Source organism: Arthrobacter sp. TmtSoilC48, assembly GCF_059739425.1.
The window spans coordinates 3,725,190-3,748,107 of the sequence record NZ_AP046049.1; the positions used below are offsets into that span (position 1 = coordinate 3,725,190).

General features: G+C 63.1%; 13 protein-coding genes. 1 reads left to right on the plus strand and 12 read right to left on the minus strand.

What is annotated here, in order from left to right:
* Positions 1–17: 17 nt before the first annotated feature.
* The 12 genes from AC6I97_RS17270 to AC6I97_RS17325 form a co-directional block, all read right to left on the minus strand.
* Positions 18–1,730 carry a serine/threonine-protein kinase gene (locus tag AC6I97_RS17270; RefSeq protein ID WP_497945534.1) on the minus strand — a complete coding sequence of 571 codons (1,713 nt, stop codon included), beginning with the start codon at positions 1,728–1,730 and terminating at the stop codon, positions 18–20.
* Positions 1,727–3,406 carry an FHA domain-containing protein gene (locus AC6I97_RS17275; protein ID WP_497945536.1) on the minus strand — a complete coding sequence of 560 codons (1,680 nt, stop codon included), beginning with the start codon at positions 3,404–3,406 and terminating at the stop codon, positions 1,727–1,729. The genes AC6I97_RS17270 and AC6I97_RS17275 overlap by 4 nt, the downstream gene beginning before the upstream one ends.
* Complete coding sequence (locus AC6I97_RS17280) at positions 3,393–4,295, minus strand: PP2C family protein-serine/threonine phosphatase (protein WP_497945537.1); 903 nt, start codon at positions 4,293–4,295, stop codon at positions 3,393–3,395. The genes AC6I97_RS17275 and AC6I97_RS17280 overlap by 14 nt, the downstream gene beginning before the upstream one ends.
* On the minus strand, positions 4,292–5,677 hold the full coding sequence (locus tag AC6I97_RS17285) for an RDD family protein (RefSeq protein WP_497945538.1): 1,386 nt from the start codon (positions 5,675–5,677) through the stop codon (positions 4,292–4,294). The genes AC6I97_RS17280 and AC6I97_RS17285 overlap by 4 nt, the downstream gene beginning before the upstream one ends.
* The gene (locus tag AC6I97_RS17290; RefSeq protein ID WP_497945539.1) at positions 5,670–8,189 is read right to left on the minus strand and encodes a transglutaminase-like domain-containing protein; all 2,520 of its coding nucleotides are present in this window, start codon (positions 8,187–8,189) and stop codon (positions 5,670–5,672) included. Before AC6I97_RS17290 ends, AC6I97_RS17285 begins: the two co-directional genes overlap by 8 nt.
* The gene (locus tag AC6I97_RS17295; RefSeq protein ID WP_497947164.1) at positions 8,186–9,403 is read right to left on the minus strand and encodes a DUF58 domain-containing protein; all 1,218 of its coding nucleotides are present in this window, start codon (positions 9,401–9,403) and stop codon (positions 8,186–8,188) included. The genes AC6I97_RS17290 and AC6I97_RS17295 overlap by 4 nt, the downstream gene beginning before the upstream one ends.
* Positions 9,404–9,509: 106 nt before the next feature.
* Entirely contained in the window at positions 9,510–10,481 is a 972-nt protein-coding gene (locus AC6I97_RS17300; RefSeq protein WP_224091994.1) for an AAA family ATPase, read from the minus strand.
* A gap of 54 nt (positions 10,482–10,535) precedes the next feature.
* Positions 10,536–16,625 carry an Ig-like domain-containing protein gene (locus AC6I97_RS17305; RefSeq protein WP_497945540.1) on the minus strand — a complete coding sequence of 2,030 codons (6,090 nt, stop codon included), beginning with the start codon at positions 16,623–16,625 and terminating at the stop codon, positions 10,536–10,538.
* 771 nt (positions 16,626–17,396) lie between these two features.
* A complete protein-coding gene (locus tag AC6I97_RS17310) occupies positions 17,397–18,575 on the minus strand; it encodes an adenylate/guanylate cyclase domain-containing protein (RefSeq protein WP_224091990.1) in 1,179 nt (392 codons plus the stop codon).
* Positions 18,565–19,179 carry a PH domain-containing protein gene (locus tag AC6I97_RS17315; protein ID WP_224166892.1) on the minus strand — a complete coding sequence of 205 codons (615 nt, stop codon included), beginning with the start codon at positions 19,177–19,179 and terminating at the stop codon, positions 18,565–18,567. The genes AC6I97_RS17310 and AC6I97_RS17315 overlap by 11 nt, the downstream gene beginning before the upstream one ends.
* Positions 19,172–20,110, minus strand: coding sequence for a biotin--[acetyl-CoA-carboxylase] ligase (locus AC6I97_RS17320; RefSeq protein ID WP_497945541.1), 939 nt, complete (start codon positions 20,108–20,110; stop codon positions 19,172–19,174). The genes AC6I97_RS17315 and AC6I97_RS17320 overlap by 8 nt, the downstream gene beginning before the upstream one ends.
* Before the next feature lie 56 nt (positions 20,111–20,166).
* On the minus strand, positions 20,167–21,075 hold the full coding sequence (locus AC6I97_RS17325; RefSeq protein ID WP_309927651.1) for an SDR family oxidoreductase: 909 nt from the start codon (positions 21,073–21,075) through the stop codon (positions 20,167–20,169).
* A 216-nt stretch (positions 21,076–21,291) separates the two neighbouring features.
* Here AC6I97_RS17325 and AC6I97_RS17330 point away from each other — a divergent pair, with 216 nt between their 5' ends.
* On the plus strand, positions 21,292–22,875 hold the full coding sequence (locus tag AC6I97_RS17330) for an acyl-CoA carboxylase subunit beta (protein WP_216925413.1): 1,584 nt from the start codon (positions 21,292–21,294) through the stop codon (positions 22,873–22,875).
* Positions 22,876–22,918 lie beyond the last annotated feature (43 nt).

Sequence of the window (22,918 nt, forward strand, 5' to 3'; positions counted from 1 at the left end):
GTTTCATGTGCTGGCAGCTAGTCCACGCAGGCGACAGAACCCTCGCCCCCGGACGAGGCACTGCCGTCAGCACGGACTATCAGTACCTGGATGCAGAGCGGCGACTCCGTACCATAGGCCAGTGCACGTGGTTCCAGTTCGGAGTTGCTGTATTCACTTTCGCTGAGGACAACCGTCTTGTAGCGCCATTTGTACGTGTCGCCCTCCTTGGGCTGCGGGTTCTTCCACTCGAAATCTGCGAAGTCGGGTTTGCCCGGCCTGCGCTTGCCGACCAAACCTTCCACGTCCGGAACCCCACCATCGCCCAAGGCGTCGACCGCCGGCTTACTCGCCGTCTCCGTGGGCGCAACCTTCGGCTGCGCCTGGGCACCCAGGACCACGCCCACCACAATGGCGACCACCAAAACCGTGGCACCCGTCGCCGCCAGCCACAGATTGCGCTTGCCATGATCCGCGCCGGGAGCAGCGGCTTGGGACGCCGGCGATGCCCCTGCAGGCGCCTGGGAGCGCCGGACTGTTGCGCCCACGTCGTCCTGTGGACGTGAAGGCTGCCAGCCTCGGAGTACCGTCGACTCCGCCACGTCCGGTTGGCCAACCTGCCGGTAGTCCCAAACCGGCGCTTGGAATTGCGCTGGGGCTTGCTGGGCAGGAGCCTGGGCTGGCTGGGCAGGAGCCTGGCCTGGCTGGGGAGGAGTCTGGGTGGCGCCCGGCACAGTGGACGGGAAGGTCCGTGCCGGGAACGTGGGAGCCGAACCAGTGGTAGCGGTTCCCGACGCGTCCGGATCGATCGAAGCGATACTGCGGACGCGCGTTTCCTCGAAGTTGTCGTCCGGGTGTTGCTCGTCTCCGTGGCCCGGTTCCTCGAGCACCTCGAAGGGAGTCACGGACAAATTCAGCTCGGTCTGGATCCGCTGCAACGCCAAGGCAAAAGCGTGGGCCGACGAGTAGCGGGATTCCGGTGACTTCGCCATGGATGTAGACAGGACGAGTTCCAGCGACTCCGGAACATCGGCGCGGCCGAGCCTGGGCAGGGGCGAGTTGGTGATGCGGGAGATCAGTTCCCGCTGAGAGTTGTCCTGGCCGGGAAGAACAAATGGTGAACGGCCCGCAAGGAGCGTGTACAGGGTGGCACCGAGGGCCCAAATGTCCACCGGAACGCCGTCAACTGCCCCGCCCCGGAATTGCTCCGGCGGTGACCACGGGATGGACATTCCGGCGTCGTCCTCGGTATCGGCCCCAATGGTCCCGGAAATGCCGAAGTCGGTGAGGGCGGGACGGTTGTAGTCGGTGACCAGGATGTTGGCGGGCTTAATATCGCGATGCACGATGCCGGCCCTGTGGGCGGTCTCGACGGCGGATGCCACCTGGATGCCGACGGCCAGGACCTCATCGACGCTGAAGCGCTGACGGCGGTAGCGGACATCGAGGCTGGGCCGGGAGCAGTATTCCATCGCCAAATAGGAATGGCCGCTCTCCGTGATTTCCGCCTCGAAAATCGTCACGATGTACGGGTGCGAGGACAACTGTGCCATCAGGTTCGCTTCGGACTCGAAACGGCGGCGTGCCCCTTCGGTCTTCAAGTCGGACAGCAGCACCTTGACTGCTACTTTACGGCGCGGCCTGTCCTGCTCGTAGAGGTACACGTCGGAGAAGCCACCGGAGCCCAGCAGGCTGATGTACTTGAAACCGGGAATGGGTGGAGGCGGCGCGGGGGGCCTCTTGGAACTCAAAGAATCTCCTCGAAACGCAATGAAATGTCGTCGCCCAACTCAGCTATGTCGCCGTCCAAAAGGATGGCCATCTCGTTTTGGGCGAGTCTGCGGGGTGCTTGGCCTTCTCGAATGAGCACGGTTCCATTCGTCGCTTTGAGGTCGCACAGCATGACGTGCCAACCCTCCAACCGAACCTCGACGTGTGAGCGGGAAATGTCCCCTCCGGGGCTCTCCACCTGCACCAGCCGCGGCATGATGCCGCCTTGCACGCGGGACACTGACGGCTGCCTGCCGATGACGAGTGACTGGTCCAGATCGATCAGCTCACCAGTGGATAAGCGCATTCTGCCCAGACGGGGTCGCGGGACCTGAAGCGAATCACCGGACAGCGCGAAACCACACGTGGCACATTGAGCGTAGGTCGGCGGGTTGGCATGACCTTGGGAGCACACCCGCGCTAAAACGCTTGGACCGTTGCCGGCCGGGGCATCCTTCGGTGCAACCCCGGGCCCAGGACCTTGGGCGTCCTGGCTGGCGATGCTGCTCTTCATGATCGTCTGCCCGTCATGGTCAGCATCGACCTCCGCGGGGACACCATCCATGAACGGACCATTCGTTGGCATGCTGGGTCCAGGCGCGGGCATCGACGCCAAACCCACCGGCGTCGACTCCCATTCCGTCGGAACCTGAGGCGCAGGGCGGTTGCCCTTCGCTGAAGCGGGAGGGGCTTGCGGCGGAGCAATCGATTCGGCCCGTCCCCCAGAGGCAGGCACCTCGCCGGGGCTGCGCAGCCAGGGAACGGACTCGATCAGTGCAGGCACTGCTGTGGGTGTTGCCGACGGCGCTGTTTCTGATACCGGATTTTGTGGCGCAGGGGCATGGGCCGCCGGAGCATCGCGATCCTCGGATTCCTCGTCCGCGCGCACAGCAGCGTCCTCGATGTTGCGCATCACCGTCTTGTCCCACAGGTGGTCATAGTTGGTGGTGGTCTCCAGCGCAGGAACTACGGGATCCGTGGTGCTGGTGTGGACGGGAACGCCCGAGGATTCTTCAGCGCTTTCGGTATGCACATGACCTTCGGAATGTCCGGGCGCCATGGTGAGGCCCAGGTCCGCATCGTCGTAGCCAATCATGGTTTCATCGGAAACCGCAGCAGGCGCCGGAACATTCACAGCGCCGGCTTGGAGCACCACCTCGAGGGAGGACAGGAGAACCACACCCTCCCCCAGCGGCAGGCTGCCGTCCGGCGTCGAGGTTTCACCAGGTCTTGCCGGGATACCAAGGTTTGCCGGAACGGAGGAGGAACGGGTTCCCGCGCCTATCCGCAGGACGTAGGAATCAGCCGCGGTGAGCCGGCGTTCCGTCCAGGTAGTCACGTCCCGTCCAGAGAGCGTCTCCTCCCCGGCGGACATCTTCACAACGAGTTCAAGGTCGCCGCGAAGGAACACGCGCAGGGCGTCCTTGGAATCGATGATGCCAAAGGGCGGAATACGGCTGAGGGAAACCCCGAAAGCCTCGGTCACTTCGTGGAGGACCTCATGGGCTTCGGGCGCCGACGCCAGAAGTTCCCACACCGAATCGATCAGGGCAGGCGGGGTATCGGGGCCGAGCAGCACCACAGTGCCCTGACGGATGACGCCGAACCAGTCACCACGCTGGTATCGGGCGTGGGGTGGCTTGTTACTGCTTTCCATCTACGCCCTCCTCCTGGTCCGTTCCTGTCACCCAGGCCCTGGGGAGGGTGTCTTCCTCCACCTCGGATTCGGTCTCCGGGCGCGGCGCCGTGGTGGCGATGCCGGCGTCGTTAAGGACGTTCTTGGCGTCCACCACAATGACCGTGACGTTGTCCCGCCCACCGCTGCGCAATGCAGCCTGGATCAAGGCATCCACCGCGTCCTGCGGATGGGCCACGGTGCTGAGGATGCGGAACAGATGGTCATCCCCCAGTTCGCCGTTCAGCCCATCGGAGCAGACCATGATCCGGTCCCCCTCCTGAATGGGCAGCAACCAGAAGTCCGCCTCGGTCTCGTCGCCAGTGCCCAAAGCGCGGGTGACCACATGCCTGCGCGGATGAACGGCCGCTTGCTCCGCCGTGATGTCACCGGAGTCCACCAGTTCCTGGACTTCTGAATGGTCCACGCTGACCTGGGCGAAATCACCCTGGCTGAGGCGATACGTCCGGGAATCCCCAATGTTCATGACCAGCCAATAGGGCACGCCCATTTGTTCCACCACCACGACGCCGGAGAGTGTGGTGCCCGCGCGCCCTCCCGTGGCTTCGCGGATGCTGGCATCGGCCTTTAACAGGCACTCCTGCAGGTCCGCTGCCGAAGCCGAACGGACCCCTGCCGCCAGGACAGGGGAACTGCCAAGGGTCCGCACACACACGCCACTGGCGATTTCGCCTGCCTCATGGCCCCCCATGCCATCGGCCACCGCGAAGACCGGATCCGATGCAATGAACGAGTCCTCGTTCAGTTCGCGACGCAGTCCACGGTCCGTCCCGTATCCGTAGCTGAGTTGAAAGGCGGATCCAGCGGCGTTGGCATCCGGGTCGGCGGGGCTGGCCGGCTGTGAGTTCATGCTTGTCCTAGGTGGAAGGAACGGTCCCCGAAGTGAACGGTGGAACCTGGTCTGACGAAAACTGCTTCCCCCGGATGAAGCCGGGTCTGGAGGCCGTCGGGCGTAGTGAAAGCGCTTCCATTGGTTGAGTTGCGGTCCGTAACCCACACGCCATCGCCATCAACCCGGAGATGCAAGTGGGTCTTGGAGATGGACCTTCCGGGGTCCGAGACACTCAACAATTGCTCGGCAGCTTCCCCGGGCTGGGGTGCTGGGTTGCGGCCAATCAGGACGGTTCCACCCAGTTCGACGTCCTGGCCGTCGTCAACACGGATCCGGAGCACGGCTTCCGCCCGTGCAGTTCCGGGCCGCATCTGCGTCCTCTCGACGTCATCGTCAGGGTGTGCGGGGGCAACAGGAGCTGGCCGCGGATTGGATACCTGCCGCGGTGCGGACACGGGCTGGGCAGCCGACATTGACGGGACCGGTGACACCACCGGCTGCACGGGCGGTAGCTCCACGGGCGCGAAGCTGTAGGGCCCCTGGATACCTCCAGTGGCAACCGGGTTGCGGCCCGCGTGGACGTCGAACACCAAGGACTTCGCGGCTTTGTCATGCCATCCACGCAGCTTGCCGTTCCTGTCCCAGGCACTGGAAACAACCACCAGGACGGCCCAGACCACGCCCAGGACCATAAGAGGGAGGGCGATCCACAGGACCAGTCCAAGCAACCCAACGCCCAACAGCACCGCGCCGAGGATTGCCGCCAGCAGGAGGAGCCCGCCCGTGAGAATGCCACGGACAAAAACGACGCCGGCGCCGGGCGCGTAGCCGTCGGCATCGGAGCTGCGGATTCCCATCAGTTGATTACCAATGGTATTTCCGGACCTGGCTTCGATTCCCAGCAGCACAAAGATGTACAGGACGGTGACACCGAGGCCGATGCTCCCCAAGAGGACCAGCAGAGCGGTGTCATAGACGATAAAGCCGTTCCGCCGGGTTTGGGTGATACCGGCAATGCCCAGTGCGAACGCGGTTGTCAGGACGGCAACAGGTCCCAACCAGTCCAGCACTGCCGCGCCGAGGCGTTTTCCGACGGATGCCGGTACCAGCTCGAGCTGTGCAGTCATTGTGGTCCCTCCCCCTGGCCCCGGATGTACGTTTACAGCAGCTTCACGTCCCGGCTGCATCGGTGCTGTGGACGCCGGCACTACCGAGATACTACCGGGATCGGGCAGGCCTTGCCGGGTGGCGAAGTCAAGGGCGGCAGCCTGGGCACGGTTGACGTTGCGTTCCTTCCGGGCTCCACGATTGGTCAGCGGCGATCCGCAATGAGTACAAAAGACTGCGCCGGGACGCACCGGGTGTTTGCAGGCCGGGCACAGCTCAGCTTCACTACTCATCAACGCTGCCCTTCTTCTTGAACAGGGTGCGGTTGGTGAAGATGGCACCCTTCCTGGAGACCCTGGGTGTCTGTTCGCGCCGGCGCAGTGCGGCCCGGCCATCGGAAAGCAAAGACCTCGGCGAGAACCGGGCCTGCTGCCGCTTCCAGAAACCAACGCTTCCTGTGATGTCCTGAAGCGAGGAATCCACGATCTCCCAATAGTCCTTGACTTCCTCCTCGCTGGGTTGCCCCGCCCCGAAAACTGCGGCGTCAGCCCTGTGCGCCAACATTGTGGTGGTGGTTCCGGTCACCGGGAACGCATCCGCAATGACGGCAGACGATTCCCGCCGCGTGGACTTGGGGTCAATCGAGGCGCCCATGTCAGTGGCAAGGCTCAACACCTCGTTCCACCCACCGCCGACCCGCTGGGCGGGGTGGCCATCACGAAAACGTGCCTTCCGGCGTCGTGATTTCAGCAGAAGTATCAGCAGCAGCGGCACTGCGAGAATTCCCAGCGGAATCATCGCCACGCCGATCGCGGCAAGCAGCGGCCCCCAGAACAGCCAGGGGTTGTTTTTCTTCTCATCGGCATCCAAGGCATCCGGGGTGGAGTCCGGCGGGAGGTCCGCGGGCTCCTGCGGCGGGGGCGGCGGCTGCAGCACCTGCGGCTTGGGCTTGGACTTGTTCTCAGGATCCGGCGGGATGGGCACGTTGTCCTTGGGCGGAGTCGGATCGAAGGACACCCAGCCGACGCGGTCGAAGGCCACTTCCACCCACGCGTGCACGTCCTTACCCATGATCTTGACGTCCCCTGCACCGTTTTCCGGGCTCTTGGGATCCGGATAGAACCCCATGACAACGCGCGAAGGGATGCCGAGGTGACGCAGCATGAGTGACATCGCGACGGCGTACTGTTCGTCATCACCCAGCATTTGCTTGGCGGAGAGCAGGCTGCGAACGCGTGCTGCACTGTGGCCAGGCAAACTGGGCAACTGGCCGTCAGCAACCAGGCCGTTGCTGAACGCCCCGCTCTTCTGGAAATGGGCTTCTATCTGCCGTACACGGTCGATGGCCGTGGGAGCGTCAGCCGAGAGCTCGTTCGCCTGCGAGGCGACGATCGGCGGTACTTCCTGGGCTTCGGGCAACGTGAGCTTGGCGAAGTCGTACTGCGTCAGCTGGCCATGTTCAAGGGTTCCCGGATCAGACACCTGGACTGTGTAGTTGTCGCCCTTTGCCAGGCCCTTGGTGGTCACTGCCGTATCGGTGCCAGCGTTAAAGTACAGTCCCGACGCCGCACCGGAGCTCTCCAGGAAGCTCATGCCTGTGGTGTGGCGGCCTCCCGGGACAAAATATCCCTGGTAATCCTCGATGTTGATTTCCAGCGTGTAATTGGTGCCGGCAACAGGGCTTCCCGTATCGGCCAGCGTGTTCAGCGAACGGGCGTCACCCACCTTGCTGAAGTTGCCGGAACTGTTGGGATCCATGGTGTAGTTCAGGCCGTTAAAGGCATCCAGCGCCGCCAGTCGCACGCGTGCATCCTTGGGTAGGCCCTTCACCGTGAACAGCGTGTGGTCTTTCTCGTCCTTCACGAAATTCCGGAAGCTCGCAAGGGGCGTGATGTAGTCGCGGGGATCGAACGGCGGAACGATCGTGTTGCGCAGTACCTTCCGGTCGTCGCTGGCTGTCACCAGCGGCGAAGCGACTGCGGTGATCCCGACGGCCGCGACCACCACGGCAGCAGCAGTCCCCAGGCGCCGGAACTTCCCGCGGCGGGCCGCACCGGCGTCGAACTCCGCCCTGTTGGCCGAAACGGTCTTGGTGCTGCTCTGCCGGAGTGCGTCGCGGCGGAACGCCGCCCAGACGATCGAGACAATGGTCAAGGAAACGCCGCGCTCCACATTAAGGAAACCCGCGCTGGTGCTGAAGGCGACGCCGGTAACGAAAAGGACCAGTACCGGCAACAGCGGCCAATAGGGACTCTTCAGGCGCCACGTCAACAAACCCGCAGCCAGCGCAGTGATCATGGAACTGAGGAACGGCACAATGAGCATGCCGTTGGCCGTGCCCACGGGCACGCCGACCGTCAGCATGTCCTTCCATGCAAAGACGATCCCCAGCAGCAAAGTCCGCAGCGATTCCAGGCTCGGCAGGAACCCGAAGACAGCTGGGTCGGGCACTGCCAAGGCAGAACCGAACAGCATGTACGCACCGAATCCCAGAGCGGTGGTGATCAGCAGTCCCAAACGAAGGTGCGCGTTCAGGATCGCTATGCCGAGTCCCAGGAAAATGCCGCCCAGCCCGGCGATGATGTAGCGCGGATCGCCACCGAAGCTCAGGCTGAAGCCAAGCACACCCAAAAACAGCAGGACCACCAGGGCGCCGCAGTCCACCACAAAATGCCAAAGGGGCCGGGCGTCGGCAAATATCGAGCCTGCGCTGGCACGCCTGGCGCCGCGGTTGGTGTCCCTGCGGTTGGTGTCCCTGCGGTTGGTTTCCCTGCGGCGTGCGCGAAGATTTGGTGCGGTGCTCATGCTGCCGCCTTTCTCAGCACGATTGCCAGGTCATCGAGGTCGCCAACGGTGAGGACCGTCAGGTCTGCAATATTGGCCCTCGACGGCGCCGCTCCGGGTTGGACGCGGACGGCCAGGCTGCGAACGCCCGGCGGAACGGACGCGGCCGCGGTGCGAAGCTGGGTAGCCGTGACGTGGCTCCCTACCACGATGAACACCACCGATGCGTTGGGAACCGTGTCCGAGAGGTTCCGGGCGAGGTCGACGGCGGTCTTCCGCAGGGGTGTCCCCACAATCCTGGTCATGTCGTCCAGCAGGTTGCGGCCCGTTTCACAGCGGAGCGGTCCCTTTTGGGTCAGGACGTCCAGCTCACGCTGCTCTTTGATAGCCTGGCGGCCGATTGACGCGGCGACGGAAATCGCCATCTCGAACTCGCCATCCGATTCGTATTCATCCGTATTGATGGACAGGGAAATAGCCAGGTGCGCACGGCGGGTTTCCTCGAACTGCCGGACCATGAGTTTGTTGGTGCGGGCCGTGGTCTTCCAGTGAATGTGACGGCGGTCGTCCCCGGGAACGTAGTCGCGCAGTGCGTGGAAGGACACATCGGCACTGGATAGTTCCGTGGTGGGCATGCCTTCAAGGTCGCGGATGAAGCCGGCAGCCGAGCCTCCCAACGGTACGGTGCGCGGGTGGACGAAAAGGTCCACCGGCTCAGTCCAGAGCACGCGCCGCCGCAGCAGATGGAGCGGATCCGCACGCACGGAGCGTACGGGACCGACAACAATCACAGCACGCCGCGCCGTCGGAATAGTGAAAAGGTCCTCATGCACCTGGGCCGGCTTCATGCGGGGCAAATGGAAGACAGCCGTCGCGGCGCCCACCGGCAACTCCAATGCGGCAGGCAACAGCGGCCTGGCCGAAACGTTGGACACTGCGATGCTGCCCACTGCGTCGTCCCCCACCGCCACACGGGTCCGGGCCAGATCCAGGACCACGCCGTAAGCCGAACGGCCCACGATGAAGCCGACGGCCAACACAAACAGCAGGAAAGCAACCATCGCGGCAGACTTCGCCTCCTGCCAACCCCAGGACTGCCCGGCGATCCATAGTCCAATAGCCGCAGCAAGGACAACCCAGCCGAGCACACTCACCACGGAAAGGACAGGCCAGGCGAAACGAAGCCACAGGTCCCGCACCTTGGTCCATGCCGGTGCGACAAACTCGCCTGCCATTCCCACAGCTTCAGCCCATACGGCCGAGGGGTGGAGCTTGCCAGGCTTCTGGATGCCTGGTTTGCGCTGCCAGGCACCGGCTACTTTGCCAAGCGTCCGCACAGCCCTATGCGCTCGCGCGTTGCTGCGGGGCCGCGACCTCGGCCAGGACACGCGCGAGGACCACCTCCGGCGTCGCACCGGAGAATTCAGCCTCGGGATCCATCACCAAACGGTGAGTCCAGACCACGGGAGCAAGTTCCTTGATGTCGTCTGGAAGAACAAAGTTGCGTCCCTGCCCGGCGGCCCAAACCTTCGCCGCGCGAACCATGGCCAAAGCACCACGGACGGAGACGCCAAGGCGGGTCTCGGAAGCGTTGCGTGTCTCTTCGCAGAGCCGAGAAATGTATTCCAGCACTGCAGTGTCCACATGGGTGGTGGCGGCGAGATCCGCCATGTCAGCCACGGCCTGGGTGGTGATGATGGGAGTGAGGTCCTTGGAACGGTCCTTCAAGTTGGCCCCTCCCAGGAGCCTCACAGTGGAAGCGTGGTCCGGGTAGCCTATGGACGTCTTGATCAGGAACCGGTCCAACTGCGCTTCGGGCAGGCGGTACGTACCGGCCTGTTCAATCGGGTTCTGCGTAGCCAGGACCATGAACGGACGGCCTGCCTCGTACGTGGTGCCATCCACGGTGACGCGGGATTCCTCCATGACCTCCAGCAACGCCGACTGGGTCTTCGGCGAGGCACGGTTGATCTCATCGGCCAGGACAATGTTGTTGAAGACCGGGCCCTTGTGGAACTCGAATTTCTGGGTCTTCTGGTCATAGATGGTCACACCCGTGACGTCCGAAGGCAGTAGGTCGGGAGTGAACTGGATGCGGTTGTGGGAACCCTGGACTGTCGCGGCCAAGGCACGGGCAAGCGAGGTCTTGCCAGTACCAGGGGCATCTTCGAACAGGACGTGGCCTTCAGCCAGCATCGCCGTAAAGGTGAGGCGGATCACATGGTCCTTGCCCAGAACGGCCTGGCCCACGTTGGCAACGAGCTTCTCGAACGTTTCTGCAAACCACGCGGCCTGCTCGTTTGTCATGGTCATGGGGTTCATTCCTTATCTGGGTATGACGGGTTGGGATGACGTGTGGTGGGCAATTCAGCAACCGCCGGGCCGGGGTCCGTAGAGATCCACCGTGGTGGACTTGACGAACCAGCCGTCCTTGGCAGTGCCTTGGAGCCGGTACCAGGGGGTGCCGTTGCCGTAAATGTCTTTGGTGCAATTGATGGTGATCTTGCCCCAGGAGCGCTCCACCCAGCCGACGCCGCAACTGGCAGGGCTGCCCGGAGTGTACGAGTCAGGCAGACCGGGCTTACCCGGGCACGTGCGGACACTGCTGGCGTCCACCTGGATCTGTGAAGCCGGCGGCGGTGGCGTGGGGTCGTCGCCGCTGGTGGAGTTGGCGCTTCCGGCCGGACCGGCCACAACAGTCACTGCCCTGACCTTCAGGTTGCGTGTGTTGTTCCAACCACCACCGGAGGCATCAAAGCTCGTGGCCTTACCCACGCCGCTCCAGCCGCCACCGTCCAGGCTGACCTCGTAGTGATCCAAAGGCCGGCCGTTCATGGATGGGTTGTTCCACGTCCAGTGCACCTGGCCATCGCCCTTGGCCGACTTTCCACCGTTGACATTCGGCGCGTTCGGAGGCCCATAGGGGTTCCCCGTCCCGATCGCCTTGGCATCGCCGGACATGCCGTTCTTCACTGAAGTGGCAATGATGTTAACCACCACGTTGTCGCCGTTTGGCTGGCCGCCGATGTCTCCGCCGCCGCGGCCAATCGGGCCCGAACCGTAGGCGGTCTGCCAGCGGTAGGTGATTTCGTTGTCCTGCGAACCATTGCGTTCCGCGGCGGTCAGCGGGGTAAACGTCACCCGTAGCTGTCCACTGGTGCCGGTTGCAGTGACCGAACCGCTTCCCACCGTGCCGGGTTTGCCTGCAGCACGAATAGCCGCCGACTGCTGGCTGACTCCGCTGACACCGGCCTTGTTGGTAGCCGAAACCGTAAAGGTGTAGTCAGCTTCCGCGTTTGCCACGGTGACATTCTGCGAGGTGGCGGCTACGGATTGGGAACCCACGACGGCGCCACCCCGGTAGGTGGTCAGCGTGTAGGCAGAGACGGGGTCGCCATTGTTGTTGGGAGCTGCCCAGCTGACCTTCAACTGGCTCTGGCTGCCAACTGATCCGGCGCCGGACACAGAGGGAGCAGCCGGTGTTGCCGGTACCCCTGCCGGAGTTTCCGCGGCGGAGTAGGGACTCCACTCCGAGGGTTCTTTGGCGTCGTTCCTGGCCAGGACACGGACCTTGTAAGCAACGCCGTTCGTCAGGCCTTTCCAGACGTAGCTTGCGCCGGTGAGGTTCTGGATCTGGGGATTCTGGCCCGCAGGAGCCGGGGAGATCTCAAGATCGTATGACTTGATGGGCGAGCCCTTGCTGGCAGGCGGGACCCAGGCTACGGACACCTGCTTGTCCCCGAACTTGAGCGTGGGCGCCACGGGGGTGTCCGGTTTGACGTCGGGTCGAACCTCCGCGGACACTGGCGAGCGATCGGACTCATTGATGGCGTTGGTGGCCGTCACTGCGAAGTGGTACTTCACGTTGTTGGTCAGGCCCGTCAGGGTGCAGGTGTTGGCAGGGCAGTCCTGTTTGAAGCCGCCCTCGCCGTACACCGTGTACTTGGTGATGGGCGAACCACGGTCGGCAGGGGCATTCCAGGTCAGCAAGGCTGTCTGGTCGCCGACACTCTGCGCAAGCGGAGTCGTGGGAGCAGCCGGCTTATCCTTCACCGTGAGCCGGATGCGTGCCGTGGAGTACCGCGAGAGCTCCCCGGTCTTGTCCTGCACCGTGTATGCCACAACCAGTGTTCCGGTGAAGCCCGTTGCGGGCGTCACCGTCACGTTGCCACCACTGGAATCCGCCGTCCCCTGGCCGGTTTCCGTCACGGCGGAGACGATCTTCAGCGGCGTATCCGGGAATGGGTTCGAATCGTTCGCCAGCGCATTGACTGTGACCGGCTTGCCCGATTGGGCATCAGGTTCCACGTCATCATTGGCAACGGGTTTAGGGCGGTTGGATGCAGACAGGGAGAGCTTGTACGTAGCAAGGGCTTCCAGTCCGCGGCGGTCCTTGGCTTTCACCTGGACTGTGCCGCCCTGGCCGATCTGCACTGAATCTTCGGCGGACACCTTGAGTGTCTTGCCATCTACGTTCACCCGGAAACCGCCGGGTGCCGCGCCCACCAGTTCGTAGCTCATGTTCTGGACGTCGTCGGCATCAGGATCCGAGGTCAGCTTCTCCAGGTCCAGGCTCGCCGAGTCCCCCTTGGGAACCTCAACCTGGCTGCCAAGCAGCGTGGGCGGATTGTTCTTGTTGGGGTCCGGGAGCACCTTGGTACGGATGCTGAGCGTGGACTTCAAGCCGTTGGGATCGTCAGGGCCGGTTCCATCCGTGACTTCAAAGCTGATGGATCCAGGGCCCACGTATTCTGCGCCTGCCGTGTACTTGATCGCAGTACCACCGTTGGCAATGGGGTCGCTGCCATCGGCGCCGATCAGCTTGATGCGGTCTGCCTGCGTCAGCCGGGGGGAACGTCCATCACGGACCTTGACCCAGTCGGCCAAATTTACGGTGACGGACTGGCCCGATACCAGCTCCACCACCTCATCCTTGGCCAAGGTGGGAACCTGCTGGCCGATGCCCGGCACCCAGATGACGGCCGTGGACTTCTGTCCGTCCACGTCCTCCACCGTGTAGGGAACCAGTTGCGGCTGCTCGGTGAGGTCAACAACCACGTTGCCCTCAGACCCGGGCCGGGCCGTCTCCAACCCGGTACTGATTTTGAGGTTCTCCCCCACACCATCAGGGTCTTCGTCGTTCTTCAGGACGGGGACGTCCACGGCTGTCTTCCCGAGAGTCTGGGCCGATGTCACGCGGTCATCGCGGGCAATCGGGGCCTGCAGGGGGATATCGTTCTTGACGATCACCCGGATGCTGGCCTGGCCCACGGCGTCGCGGTCGTCGGCCACAGAATAGCGGACGTTGACCGTCCCTTCGGCAGCAGGCGCCGTAATAAGGATGCGCCCACTGGTCTTGCTCACATGGGCATCCAAACCGGCGTCAGCTTCAATACCATCGGCCACGATCCGGATCAGGTCACCATCCGGATCAGTGTCGTTGGCAGTAGCATCCACGGCAATCTGCCGGCCCGGACGGACCTTGACTTCGTCATCCACCGGAGCCGGCTTCTGGTTGTCTTCACCGCGCGGCGCAACCCCGACAGTGACAGTTCCCGTGTTGACGGCTCCTTGGCGGTCAATCACCTTGTATCGGAACGTATCGGTACCTGCGCCGTCGCCTGCGCCGACGAAATCGATGAAGTTGCTTCCCGCCGTCGCGGTTCCCATGCTGGGTGTGCTGTCGATGCCGGTGAGCTGGACCGAGTCGCCGTCGGGGTCTATGCCATCCAACGGAACCGGAATGCGGACGCTGCCGCCCGCCACTACGCGCGCCGTCAGGTTCTTGGGCTGTGGCCGCGAATTCTGGGCGTCTTCCAACGGGAGGATATGGATGGTCACTGCAGCGGCGCTTTTCTGCCCCTGCGGATCCACGGCGTTGTAGATGGCGCGCACCGTCTTGGGGACAGGACCAGCGATGAAGCGGAGCGTGTCTTCGGAAACGAACGCCTTGCCGTCTTCTTCGGCAACGGGCTGGGCCAACACAGGATCAACAGAGAGCTTTTCGCCCTGCGGATGTGTGTCGTTGTCCAGGACAGGAATGGTGACGACGTCGTTGACGCGTACGTTCACCTCGTCGGGTTTCGGCTGGGGAGCCTCGACGACGGCGGGGGCCGGCACCGGGACGACGCCCACCGTTCCGGTGGCCGAGGCGCGGCCGTTGGACATGGTGTAGCTGAACACAAAAGGTTCCTTGGCCCCGAGGACGTCGGTGATGCGAAGGACGCTGTGGTCGATCACACTGACCGATGCCGAGGAGCCGTCGGGAACCGTAACCGACTGGAGGACGAGGACCCCGCCGGAAGGATCGGAGTCGTTGGCCAGCGGATCAACCAACACGCTTCCGCCCACAGGCAGCAGGGCGACGTCGTGGACGGCAACCGGGGCCCCGGCGTCCTTCCCGGACTCCACATCCACGCGGATCAAGCCCTGGCTGCTTTGTGGTCCGTTGCTGGCAATGTAACTCAAATACACGGGACCGGGCGTGTTGCTGCGGAACGTGAAGGTCCCGCCGTCAGTGACCGGGCCCAGCTCTGCCGGGCCTGCAGCCTCAACATGGGCCACGCGCAAGGCGCCACCGTTTGGGTCGACGTCGTTCTTCAACGGGGAGATGACCAGGTCCTGGCCCACCACCGCTGTGACGTGGTCCGCGTTTACCACCGGCGCCAAGGCTCCCGGCGGCTGCACGTTCACAACCACCCGGCCTGTGATGGTGGCGCGGCCATCCCAGACGGTGATGGTGACGTTCTTTTTTCCGGGCGCCGCGCCGGAATCCTGGTACGTGAGCAACCCATCCCGGCGGACCTTGACCTGGTCCTGGTCATTGTCAGCCTTGGCGTCCAGCAGGACGAGGTCATCGCCGTCGGGGTCCATCCAGTCCGTAAGGATGTTTTGGCTAACGGATTTGCCTTGCTCCACGAGCATCGTGGTGGGCTCGGCACGCTTGAACAGTGGAGGCTTGTTCTCTTCCGGAGCGACGACGTGCAACGTCACCTTCCCGCCGGCTGACAAACCCCGGCCATCCGAGGCGTTGTAGTCGAAGACCTCCGTGCCAGGCTTCGCGGTGGGAGGGACTTTGATCTGGAACGCTGAGCCACCGTAAATGCTCTCCAGCGCACCCGACTTGGGGCCGTTGGCGCCAACCGAGGCGGTCAGGACATCGCCGTCGGGATCCGAATCGTTGTCCAGGACGCCCAGGACGGAAGTACGGCCGGGACGTACGCCGAACTCATCCGGTTTGGTCTCGGGCGGACGGTTCGGCTTGGTACGGTCCGGGCGGACGTTGATGGTGTTGTTGTCCGCGGATTCCTGGTCCTGGTCATCGGATTGGTTCTTTGGCGGGACAACATCGTCCCAGTTGTTCACGAGCTGCATGTTCTGGTTGACCAGCCACACACTGCCGGAATTGATGTCGTTAAGGACCACGAGGTCCCGGTTCACGCGGAAGACATAGCTGGGCGAGGCACTGGCCTTGGGTACGTCGTTTTTCTTATCGTCTGCGTCGTTATCGCAATCGCGGACATATTTGTTGGCCCCTGCCCACGCTGCGTGGACACATTTGCTGACCTGCACTGGCGCGGCGGGAACTCCCTCACCGTCCACGTTGACGGTGGCTGCCGTGGACCCGTCCAAAGGCTGCTTCAGGAGGGCTTTGCGCGTAGCGATGGCCACATAGCCGCTGTCTTCGCTGCTCTGCTGGAGCTTGGCTTCCCGGGCGTCCTGCAGCTGGAGCTTGCGGCCACCGGGAAGGAAGAGGTTTCCGGACGCGGCATCGAGCACCACTGGTTTGTCGCCCACAACAGCAATCTGCAGGTCACCGGCGCCCTTGAGCTCGTCCACCTTGGTTACGTCCGAGGCAGTCCGTTCGCCGTTGGCGTCCACGGTGGTGATGGTGATTTCGCCCTTGCCCGGGTCCGCCGTGTAAATGCGGTTGTCCTGTCCGACGGCCGACACCATGTTCTGCGAGCCAGTGAGGACGGGTTCGGTGGATTCTTCGTCGAAGCCGTTCACGGTGGATGGCGAAAGCGCCCACACTTTTCCACGGGCGGGGTCCGTGACTGAGAGGACGCTGGAACCGTAGCTGACTTGCGAGGACGAGGGCAGTTGTTTGTCGCCGCCCAGCTTCAGGTTCGCCGCAGAGACCTGGTTGATAGTGGAGCCGGACTCATCGTCCACAAAAACATTGCCGTCATGCTGCAGGACATCGAAGGTGGTGGTGGCCGGTGTCACAGCTCCATCAAGAACCCGGGAGGGATAATTCAACCGTCCCACGGCGTTCTTGGTCTTGCTCACAACCCACACGCCGCCATCGTTCAAATCGACCTCGGCCGTCTTGAACCCCGGGTAGAGGACTGCGCCCGCTACCAGCAAGGCACCGGCCGCAGTCACGGCAGTTGCAGATACGAGTTTCCTGTTTCGACGCTTTTTCAGCCCCAGCTTGCCGAAGAAAGATGTCACAGCCCCAAAATTCCCTTGTTGTACAGCCGCCCCCAGGCGGCGTCCAGACCAACCGGCATGTGCCGGCAGCCTTGCATTCCGCAGTACCCCCATACGGCGGCGGAATTTTCAGTCCCTAAGACTATCCCACGCACCGAACGAGGAGCCAAGGGAACCCGAGATTGGACTCTCCATTGGCTTTGACAGCCTATGGCCTTCCCCGGGGACGCGGCGATGGGGAGAACTCCCCTCGACCGCTCTTCAGAATTCTAGGTTATTCCATCGAATTGTAATATCCGCCCGATGCTCGCTCACATCCCACCCACTTCCGCCCGATGCTCGCTCACATCCCACCCGCTTCCGCCCGATGCTCGCTCACATCCCACCCGCTTCCGCCCGATGCTCGCTCACATCCCACCCGCTTCCGCCCGATGCTCGCTCACATCCCACCCGTTTCCGCCCGATGCTCGCTCACATCCCACCAGCATTCAGCCGATGCTCGCTCACCTCGTGTCCTCTTCGGGGGAAGGCCGCGCAGCAGTAGCTCGACGTTGGGCACCCACGGTAAGTGCCGACGTCGGGCCTCATCGTGCAGCGACAATCTCCGATCAGCGCACGACGTGAGAGAACGATCACCAAAAACCCGCACGACGTGAGAGAACGATCACCAAAAACCCGCACGACGTGAGAGAACGATCACCAAAAACCCGCACGACGTGAGAGAACGATCACCAAAAACCCGCACGACGTGAGAGAACGATCACCAACAACCCGCAGGATGTGGGAGAGGGTTTAGTCCAGCACCAAGCCCTTGCCGCGGCCACGCGCGAGCATCACGGGGTGGATCTCACCGAAACCACGGACATTCTCGGACTTTTGCGGGACCAGCACGAAGCGTTCGTCCTGCCCGAGCGCGGCAGCGGTCATCGCATCAACCAGGACCGTCCCAGGCTGGGCAAGGGTGGTCAGCCGCGCAGCAAGGTTCACGGTTGGGCCATAGATGTCGCCGAGTCGGGACAGGATGCGACCCCACACCATGGACACGCGCGCCTGGGGCAGGATCTCGTCTTCCGTGAAGGCCTGCGCCAAGGCGAGGGAGATTTCCGCGCCAGCCGCCGGGGTCTCGGCAATGTAGAGAACTTCGTCGCCCACGGTCTTCACCAGGCGCCCACCGCCCACGGAAATGATCTCGGCGCATTTGTTCTCGAAGCGCTGGACCATTTGGGCGAGGGTTTTCTCGTTCATGCGCCGCGAGAGGCTTGTGTAGGAGACGAGATCGGCGAACCCTACGGCACGGGCCAAAGGCAAGGGGGAATCGTCTTCGTCCCCTTCGCGTCCTTCTTCGCTCGCTTGCAAGCCCGCCTCGGCACGGACGGCAAGCCGCTGAACGCCGGCATTGAGTTGGCGGCGGTACGAGTAGACCAGGATCTCTTCCAGGGAATCCACCAGCGCCGGCAGCTGACCCACAAGCTGTTTGCGGGCCACGGCATCCGGAATTCCCTGCTCCTGGACCATGTCCTCAACCAGTGCTTCGATCTGCCACACCACCATGCGGTCCGTCATCTGGCCGATCGATCGGGTGACGGATATCGCCGCTTCCTCGGTGAGGATCCCGGCACGGACAAGGTCAAGGATGGTGGACAACGCTGCTTGGTCACGCTCAGTAAACGCGACGTCGTCGTCGCCGAAATTGGGGAAGCCCAAAGCCCTCCACAACTTCCGTGCGGAAAGAATGGAGACACCGGCACCTGCGGCAACTTCACGACGGCGGAGCTTGCGTTCGCCGCCAAGCAGCCTCGCCTCAAGGGCTTTGATGGCCAAGCGCTCTGCCGACATCACGCCGGTCGGCGGGCCGGTAGTCACCGGCGCCTGGGCGGGCGCGGGTTCCGTGTCCTCGTCCACTGAAGGTTCGGGTACGGCGTCGAACTCCTCGTCCAGGTCCTCGCCGGACTGCTGATCCTCAACGCTCATCTCTTCCACCTTCTCTCAATTCCCACGGCAACCCATCAACGTCCTGCAGGACTTCACCCTCAAAAATTCCACCGTTGGCCTCTAAAGTTCCAGCACTGGGCAGTTCATCCATGGCGTCAAGAATGTAGCCCCTGAATTTTCCTACCTCCGGTACGTCCGTCAAGACCGCTTCGCCAGAGGGCCCGGTATCCAAGGATATATTCCCTGAGTGCAATGTCCGCTGCAGCAGGTTCTGGTGGACCCCCACGCTGCGGACCGCCATCAACGACACCTGCCAGTCGCCGCGACGAAACATTCCGTACTTGGCAATTATCCGGCGGCTTGTCAGGATGAACCTGACTGAACGCCACTTCAACACCCGCCTGAGGCTGTAGGCCACCAGCACGAACCCTGCTACGGCCACACAGGCGCCGACAAGCCACGGCGTCCATTCCACTGTAATGAATGGGGCCAGACGTTGCGGATTTCCTTTGATGATCCACGCACACGCGTAGGCTGCCAGGGCAGGAACCACTATGAAGGCCAGCGTTGGCAAGAACAGCGAGCGGGCCTGTTGCCGCGTGATGGTGATGACCTGCTCCCCCGGAAGCAACTCTTTACGCATAACCGCTTTCCGTAGCCCGCAAATGGACCACATCACCAGCCGTCACAACATGTTCCCGGCCGCCGTGGTCCACCACAAGGAGCGAGCCGTGCTCGTCCAACCGGGAGGCATGGCCCACCACTTCATGATCACCGGGCAGGTGCGCGCGCACCTCGCGTCCCAACGTGACCATTGCCGACTCAACGCGCTTATGCAGCGAGGGCCCGCCTGCCAACCCTGCCGCGGGGTCGCCTTCCGAATTGCAGAAGCTGCGGTAAAGCCGGCTGAAGCGTGAAAGGTAGCTCTTCAGCAGCGCGGTGCGGTCCGTCGTCGTGGCCCCCTCCAACGCCAAGGATGTAGCGGTTGGTACCGGCAATTCATCCTGTGACAGCGAGACGTTGAGCCCAACGCCCAGGATCACTGCGGGGACCGATCCGTCACCCAGTGGCGTCATTTGGGCCAGGATTCCGGCGATCTTCCGTCCATTAACCAGGACGTCGTTGGGCCACTTGATTTCTGCCGTAACGCCAGCCGTTTCCTGCAAGGCTTCGTGCAGGGCAACGGCGGCGAGCAGTGAGAGCCACGAGTAACTCTGCGTCGGCACGGGCATGCCTTCGGCTGTGACGGGACGCAGCACCATTGACACTGAAACGGCAGAGCGCTCCGGAGATTCCCAGTGCCTATCCAGCCGTCCGCGTGCCGCCGTCTGGTGTTCGGCCGTCAAGACGGCGAGATCAGCCCATTTCTTAGGCTCCACGGTTACGGCGCGAACGAGATCCTGATTGGTGGATCCCGTGGACTCGACAATATTCAATTGCGAAATGCCGGTTGCCGACAGGAAATCAGGCTCAAGCAATGCCTCACGGTCCAGCGCCTCGCGGTCCAGTGAGGGCCGGTCCGCCCCGGGCCTGGGGACGAGGGGTTCGCTGCTGGCAGGTTGTTCGGCATCCATAGCTGAATCCTATCCAGTTGCGGCCCACAGAACCTGCCCGAAACATGGGAATCCGCTTAGAGGAAGATGTCCGGCACCAGACGGTCTTCAGGCGCACCGAGGCTGTATGGCGCAAACTCCTTCACGCCAGCAGCCCGGAGGACTTCTTCGTCAGTGTAGAAGTTCCCCGAACCCGTGACACCGTCGGCAAGGTTGGCGCCAGTCAGAACAGCGTGCGCAGCATCGGCCATGATCTCCGGTCCGCGGGCGGCCTTCACGATCTGCTGCCCACCAGGCATGTTCCGGATCGCCGCGGTATCGATCAGCGTGCAAGGCCAGAGCGAGTTGACCGAAACGCCGTCGTCCTTAAGCTCTTCGGCGAGCCCCAGGGTGGTGAGGCTCATTCCATACTTGGCCATGGTGTAGGCCAGATGCATCCCGGCCCATTTTGGATCGAGGTTCAGCGGTGGAGACAGTGTGAGGATGTGCCCGTTCCCGGATTCCCGCAGTGCAGGGAGGGACAGCTTGGAGAGCAGGAAGGTTCCCCGGACGTTAATGTCCTGCATGAGGTCGTAGCGCTTCATGTCAATCGCGTCCGTGCGCGAGAGGTCGATGGCTGACGCATTGTTGATGACGACGTCGATTCCCCCAAAGCGCTCGACGGCGGCACTCACGGCTGCGGCGACGTCGTCGTCATTGCGGACATCGCCCACGAGGGGCAGCGCCTGGCCACCTGCGGCGACGAGTTGATCGGCAGCGGTGAAGACGGTCCCCTCAAGTTTCGGGTGGGGTTCCCCGGTCTTGGCCATTAGTACGATGTTGGCGCCGTCGCGGGCCGCGCGGGTGGCGATGGCCAATCCGATGCCACGGCTGCCGCCGGACATGATGACGGTGCGGCCCTTGAGCGAACCGCTGGCCACATAAGGGGTGCTGCCCTTCGGCTTACTCTCTTCGGAAGCTGGGAAAGCATCGTTGCTTGGAGTCATGGAGACACTCTAACCCAAGTATGTTACTGACGGGTAACATACTGGCAGCTTTGGCTTGGGCGCTGAAAATTGTAGGGTTTCTACAGCGGTTCGCGGCAATGGCGTCACTAGACTGGCCAGCGGGGCCTGTTCTTTGTACGGAAGCTACTTAAGTCAGCTACTTGTTTGCATCAGAACTGCGCCAGCGAAAATCAGCTACAGAGCCGGAGACACTTGATGAGCCACGATCTGACAACGACAGCGGGAAAGATTGCAGACTTCCGCGACCGCCAGGCCCGTGCAGAACAGCCTTCCGGTCCGGAAGCGATCGAAAAGCAACACGCGCGCGGTAAGAACACTGCCCGCGAACGCATTGACCTTCTGGTCGATCCCGAATCTTTCGTTGAGTTCGACGCCTTGGCCGTCCACCGCTCCACCGCCTTCGGCATGGAGAAAAAGAAGCCCCTGGGCGACGGCGTCGTCTCCGGTTACGGCACGGTAGACGGGCGCCTCGTTGCCATCTACAGCCAGGACTTCAGCGTCTACGGCGGCTCCTTGAGCCAGGTCAACGGCGAGAAGATCGTCAAGGTCCAGGAATTCGCCCTCCGCAATGGCTGCCCGGTAGTCGGCATCAACGACGGCGGTGGCGCGCGCATCCAGGAAGGTGTGGCCTCGTTGGCCATGTTCGCGGATATCTTCCGCAACAACGTGCACGCATCCGGCGTAGTCCCTCAGATCTCGCTCATCATGGGCCCGTGCGCCGGCGGCGCTGCCTACTCCCCCGCCCTGACCGACTACGTCGTCATGGTGGACAAGACGTCCCATATGTTCATCACCGGCCCCGATGTGATCAAGACCGTCACGGGCGAGGACGTGGATATGGAAACGCTGGGCGGTGCCCGCCAGCACAATGCCACCACGGGAACCTCCACGTACCTTGCCTCCGACGAAGCCGACGCGATCGAGTTCGTCCGCGAACTCCTGGATTTCCTGCCTTCCAACAACCTCTCGGAGGCCCCGGTTGTAGAACACGACCAGGAATTGGAACTCGACGACGACGACCTCGCCCTGGATGGGCTGATCCCGGATTCGGCCAATCAGCCCTACGACATGCGCAAGGTCATTGAGCAGATCGTGGACGACGCCCACTTCCTTGAAATGCAGTCGCTTTACGCCCCCAACGTCATCATTGGCTACGGGCGGGTCGAAGGCCACACCGTTGGCATCGTTGCGAACCAGCCCATGCAGTTCGCCGGAACCCTGGACATCTCGGCGTCCGAGAAGGCCGCCCGGTTCGTTCGGCACTGCGACGCTTTCAACATCCCCATCATCACGTTGGTTGACGTGCCCGGCTTCCTCCCCGGCAAGGACCAGGAATTCCAGGGAATCATCCGTCGAGGCGCCAAACTCCTGTATGCCTACGCTGAGGCCACGGTGCCCAAGCTCACCGTTATCACCCGCAAGGCCTACGGTGGCGCATACATCGTGATGGGCTCCAAGAAGCTGGGCGCGGACCTGAACCTCGCCTGGCCCACCGCCCAGATCGGTGTCATGGGCGCACAGGGTGCAGTGAACATCCTTTACCGTCGCGACCTCGCAGCGGTTGCCGAGGCCGGCGGCGACGTCGAGGCCAAGCGTGCCGAGATCATCCAAGGCTATGAGGAAGAGCTCCTCAACCCTTACCAGGCAGCTCAGCTGGGCTATGTGGACGCAGTCATTGCCCCCTCCGACACACGCCTCCAGATCATCCGCGGCCTGCGCGCCCTCCGCGACAAGCGCGCCAGCCTGCCCACCAAGAAGCACGGAAACATCCCGCTGTGAGCCCGGCACACGAGAGCGCTGCGGCGCCCGAACCTGTTGCTCC

Coding starts and splice junctions, on each gene's coding strand:
- AC6I97_RS17275 (WP_497945536.1), bottom strand. CDS start 3,406: ATGGAAAGCAGTAACAAGCCACCCCACGCCCGATACCAGCGTGGTGAC.
- AC6I97_RS17280 (WP_497945537.1), bottom strand. CDS start 4,295: ATGAACTCACAGCCGGCCAGCCCCGCCGACCCGGATGCCAACGCCGCT.
- AC6I97_RS17285 (WP_497945538.1), bottom strand. CDS start 5,677: ATGAGTAGTGAAGCTGAGCTGTGCCCGGCCTGCAAACACCCGGTGCGT.
- AC6I97_RS17290 (WP_497945539.1), bottom strand. CDS start 8,189: ATGAGCACCGCACCAAATCTTCGCGCACGCCGCAGGGAAACCAACCGC.
- AC6I97_RS17295 (WP_497947164.1), bottom strand. CDS start 9,403: ATGGCAGGCGAGTTTGTCGCACCGGCATGGACCAAGGTGCGGGACCTG.
- AC6I97_RS17300 (WP_224091994.1), bottom strand. CDS start 10,481: ATGACCATGACAAACGAGCAGGCCGCGTGGTTTGCAGAAACGTTCGAG.
- AC6I97_RS17310 (WP_224091990.1), bottom strand. CDS start 18,575: ATGAGCGTTGAGGATCAGCAGTCCGGCGAGGACCTGGACGAGGAGTTC.
- AC6I97_RS17315 (WP_224166892.1), bottom strand. CDS start 19,179: ATGCGTAAAGAGTTGCTTCCGGGGGAGCAGGTCATCACCATCACGCGG.
- AC6I97_RS17320 (WP_497945541.1), bottom strand. CDS start 20,110: ATGGATGCCGAACAACCTGCCAGCAGCGAACCCCTCGTCCCCAGGCCC.
- AC6I97_RS17325 (WP_309927651.1), bottom strand. CDS start 21,075: ATGACTCCAAGCAACGATGCTTTCCCAGCTTCCGAAGAGAGTAAGCCG.
- AC6I97_RS17330 (WP_216925413.1), top strand. CDS start 21,292: ATGAGCCACGATCTGACAACGACAGCGGGAAAGATTGCAGACTTCCGC.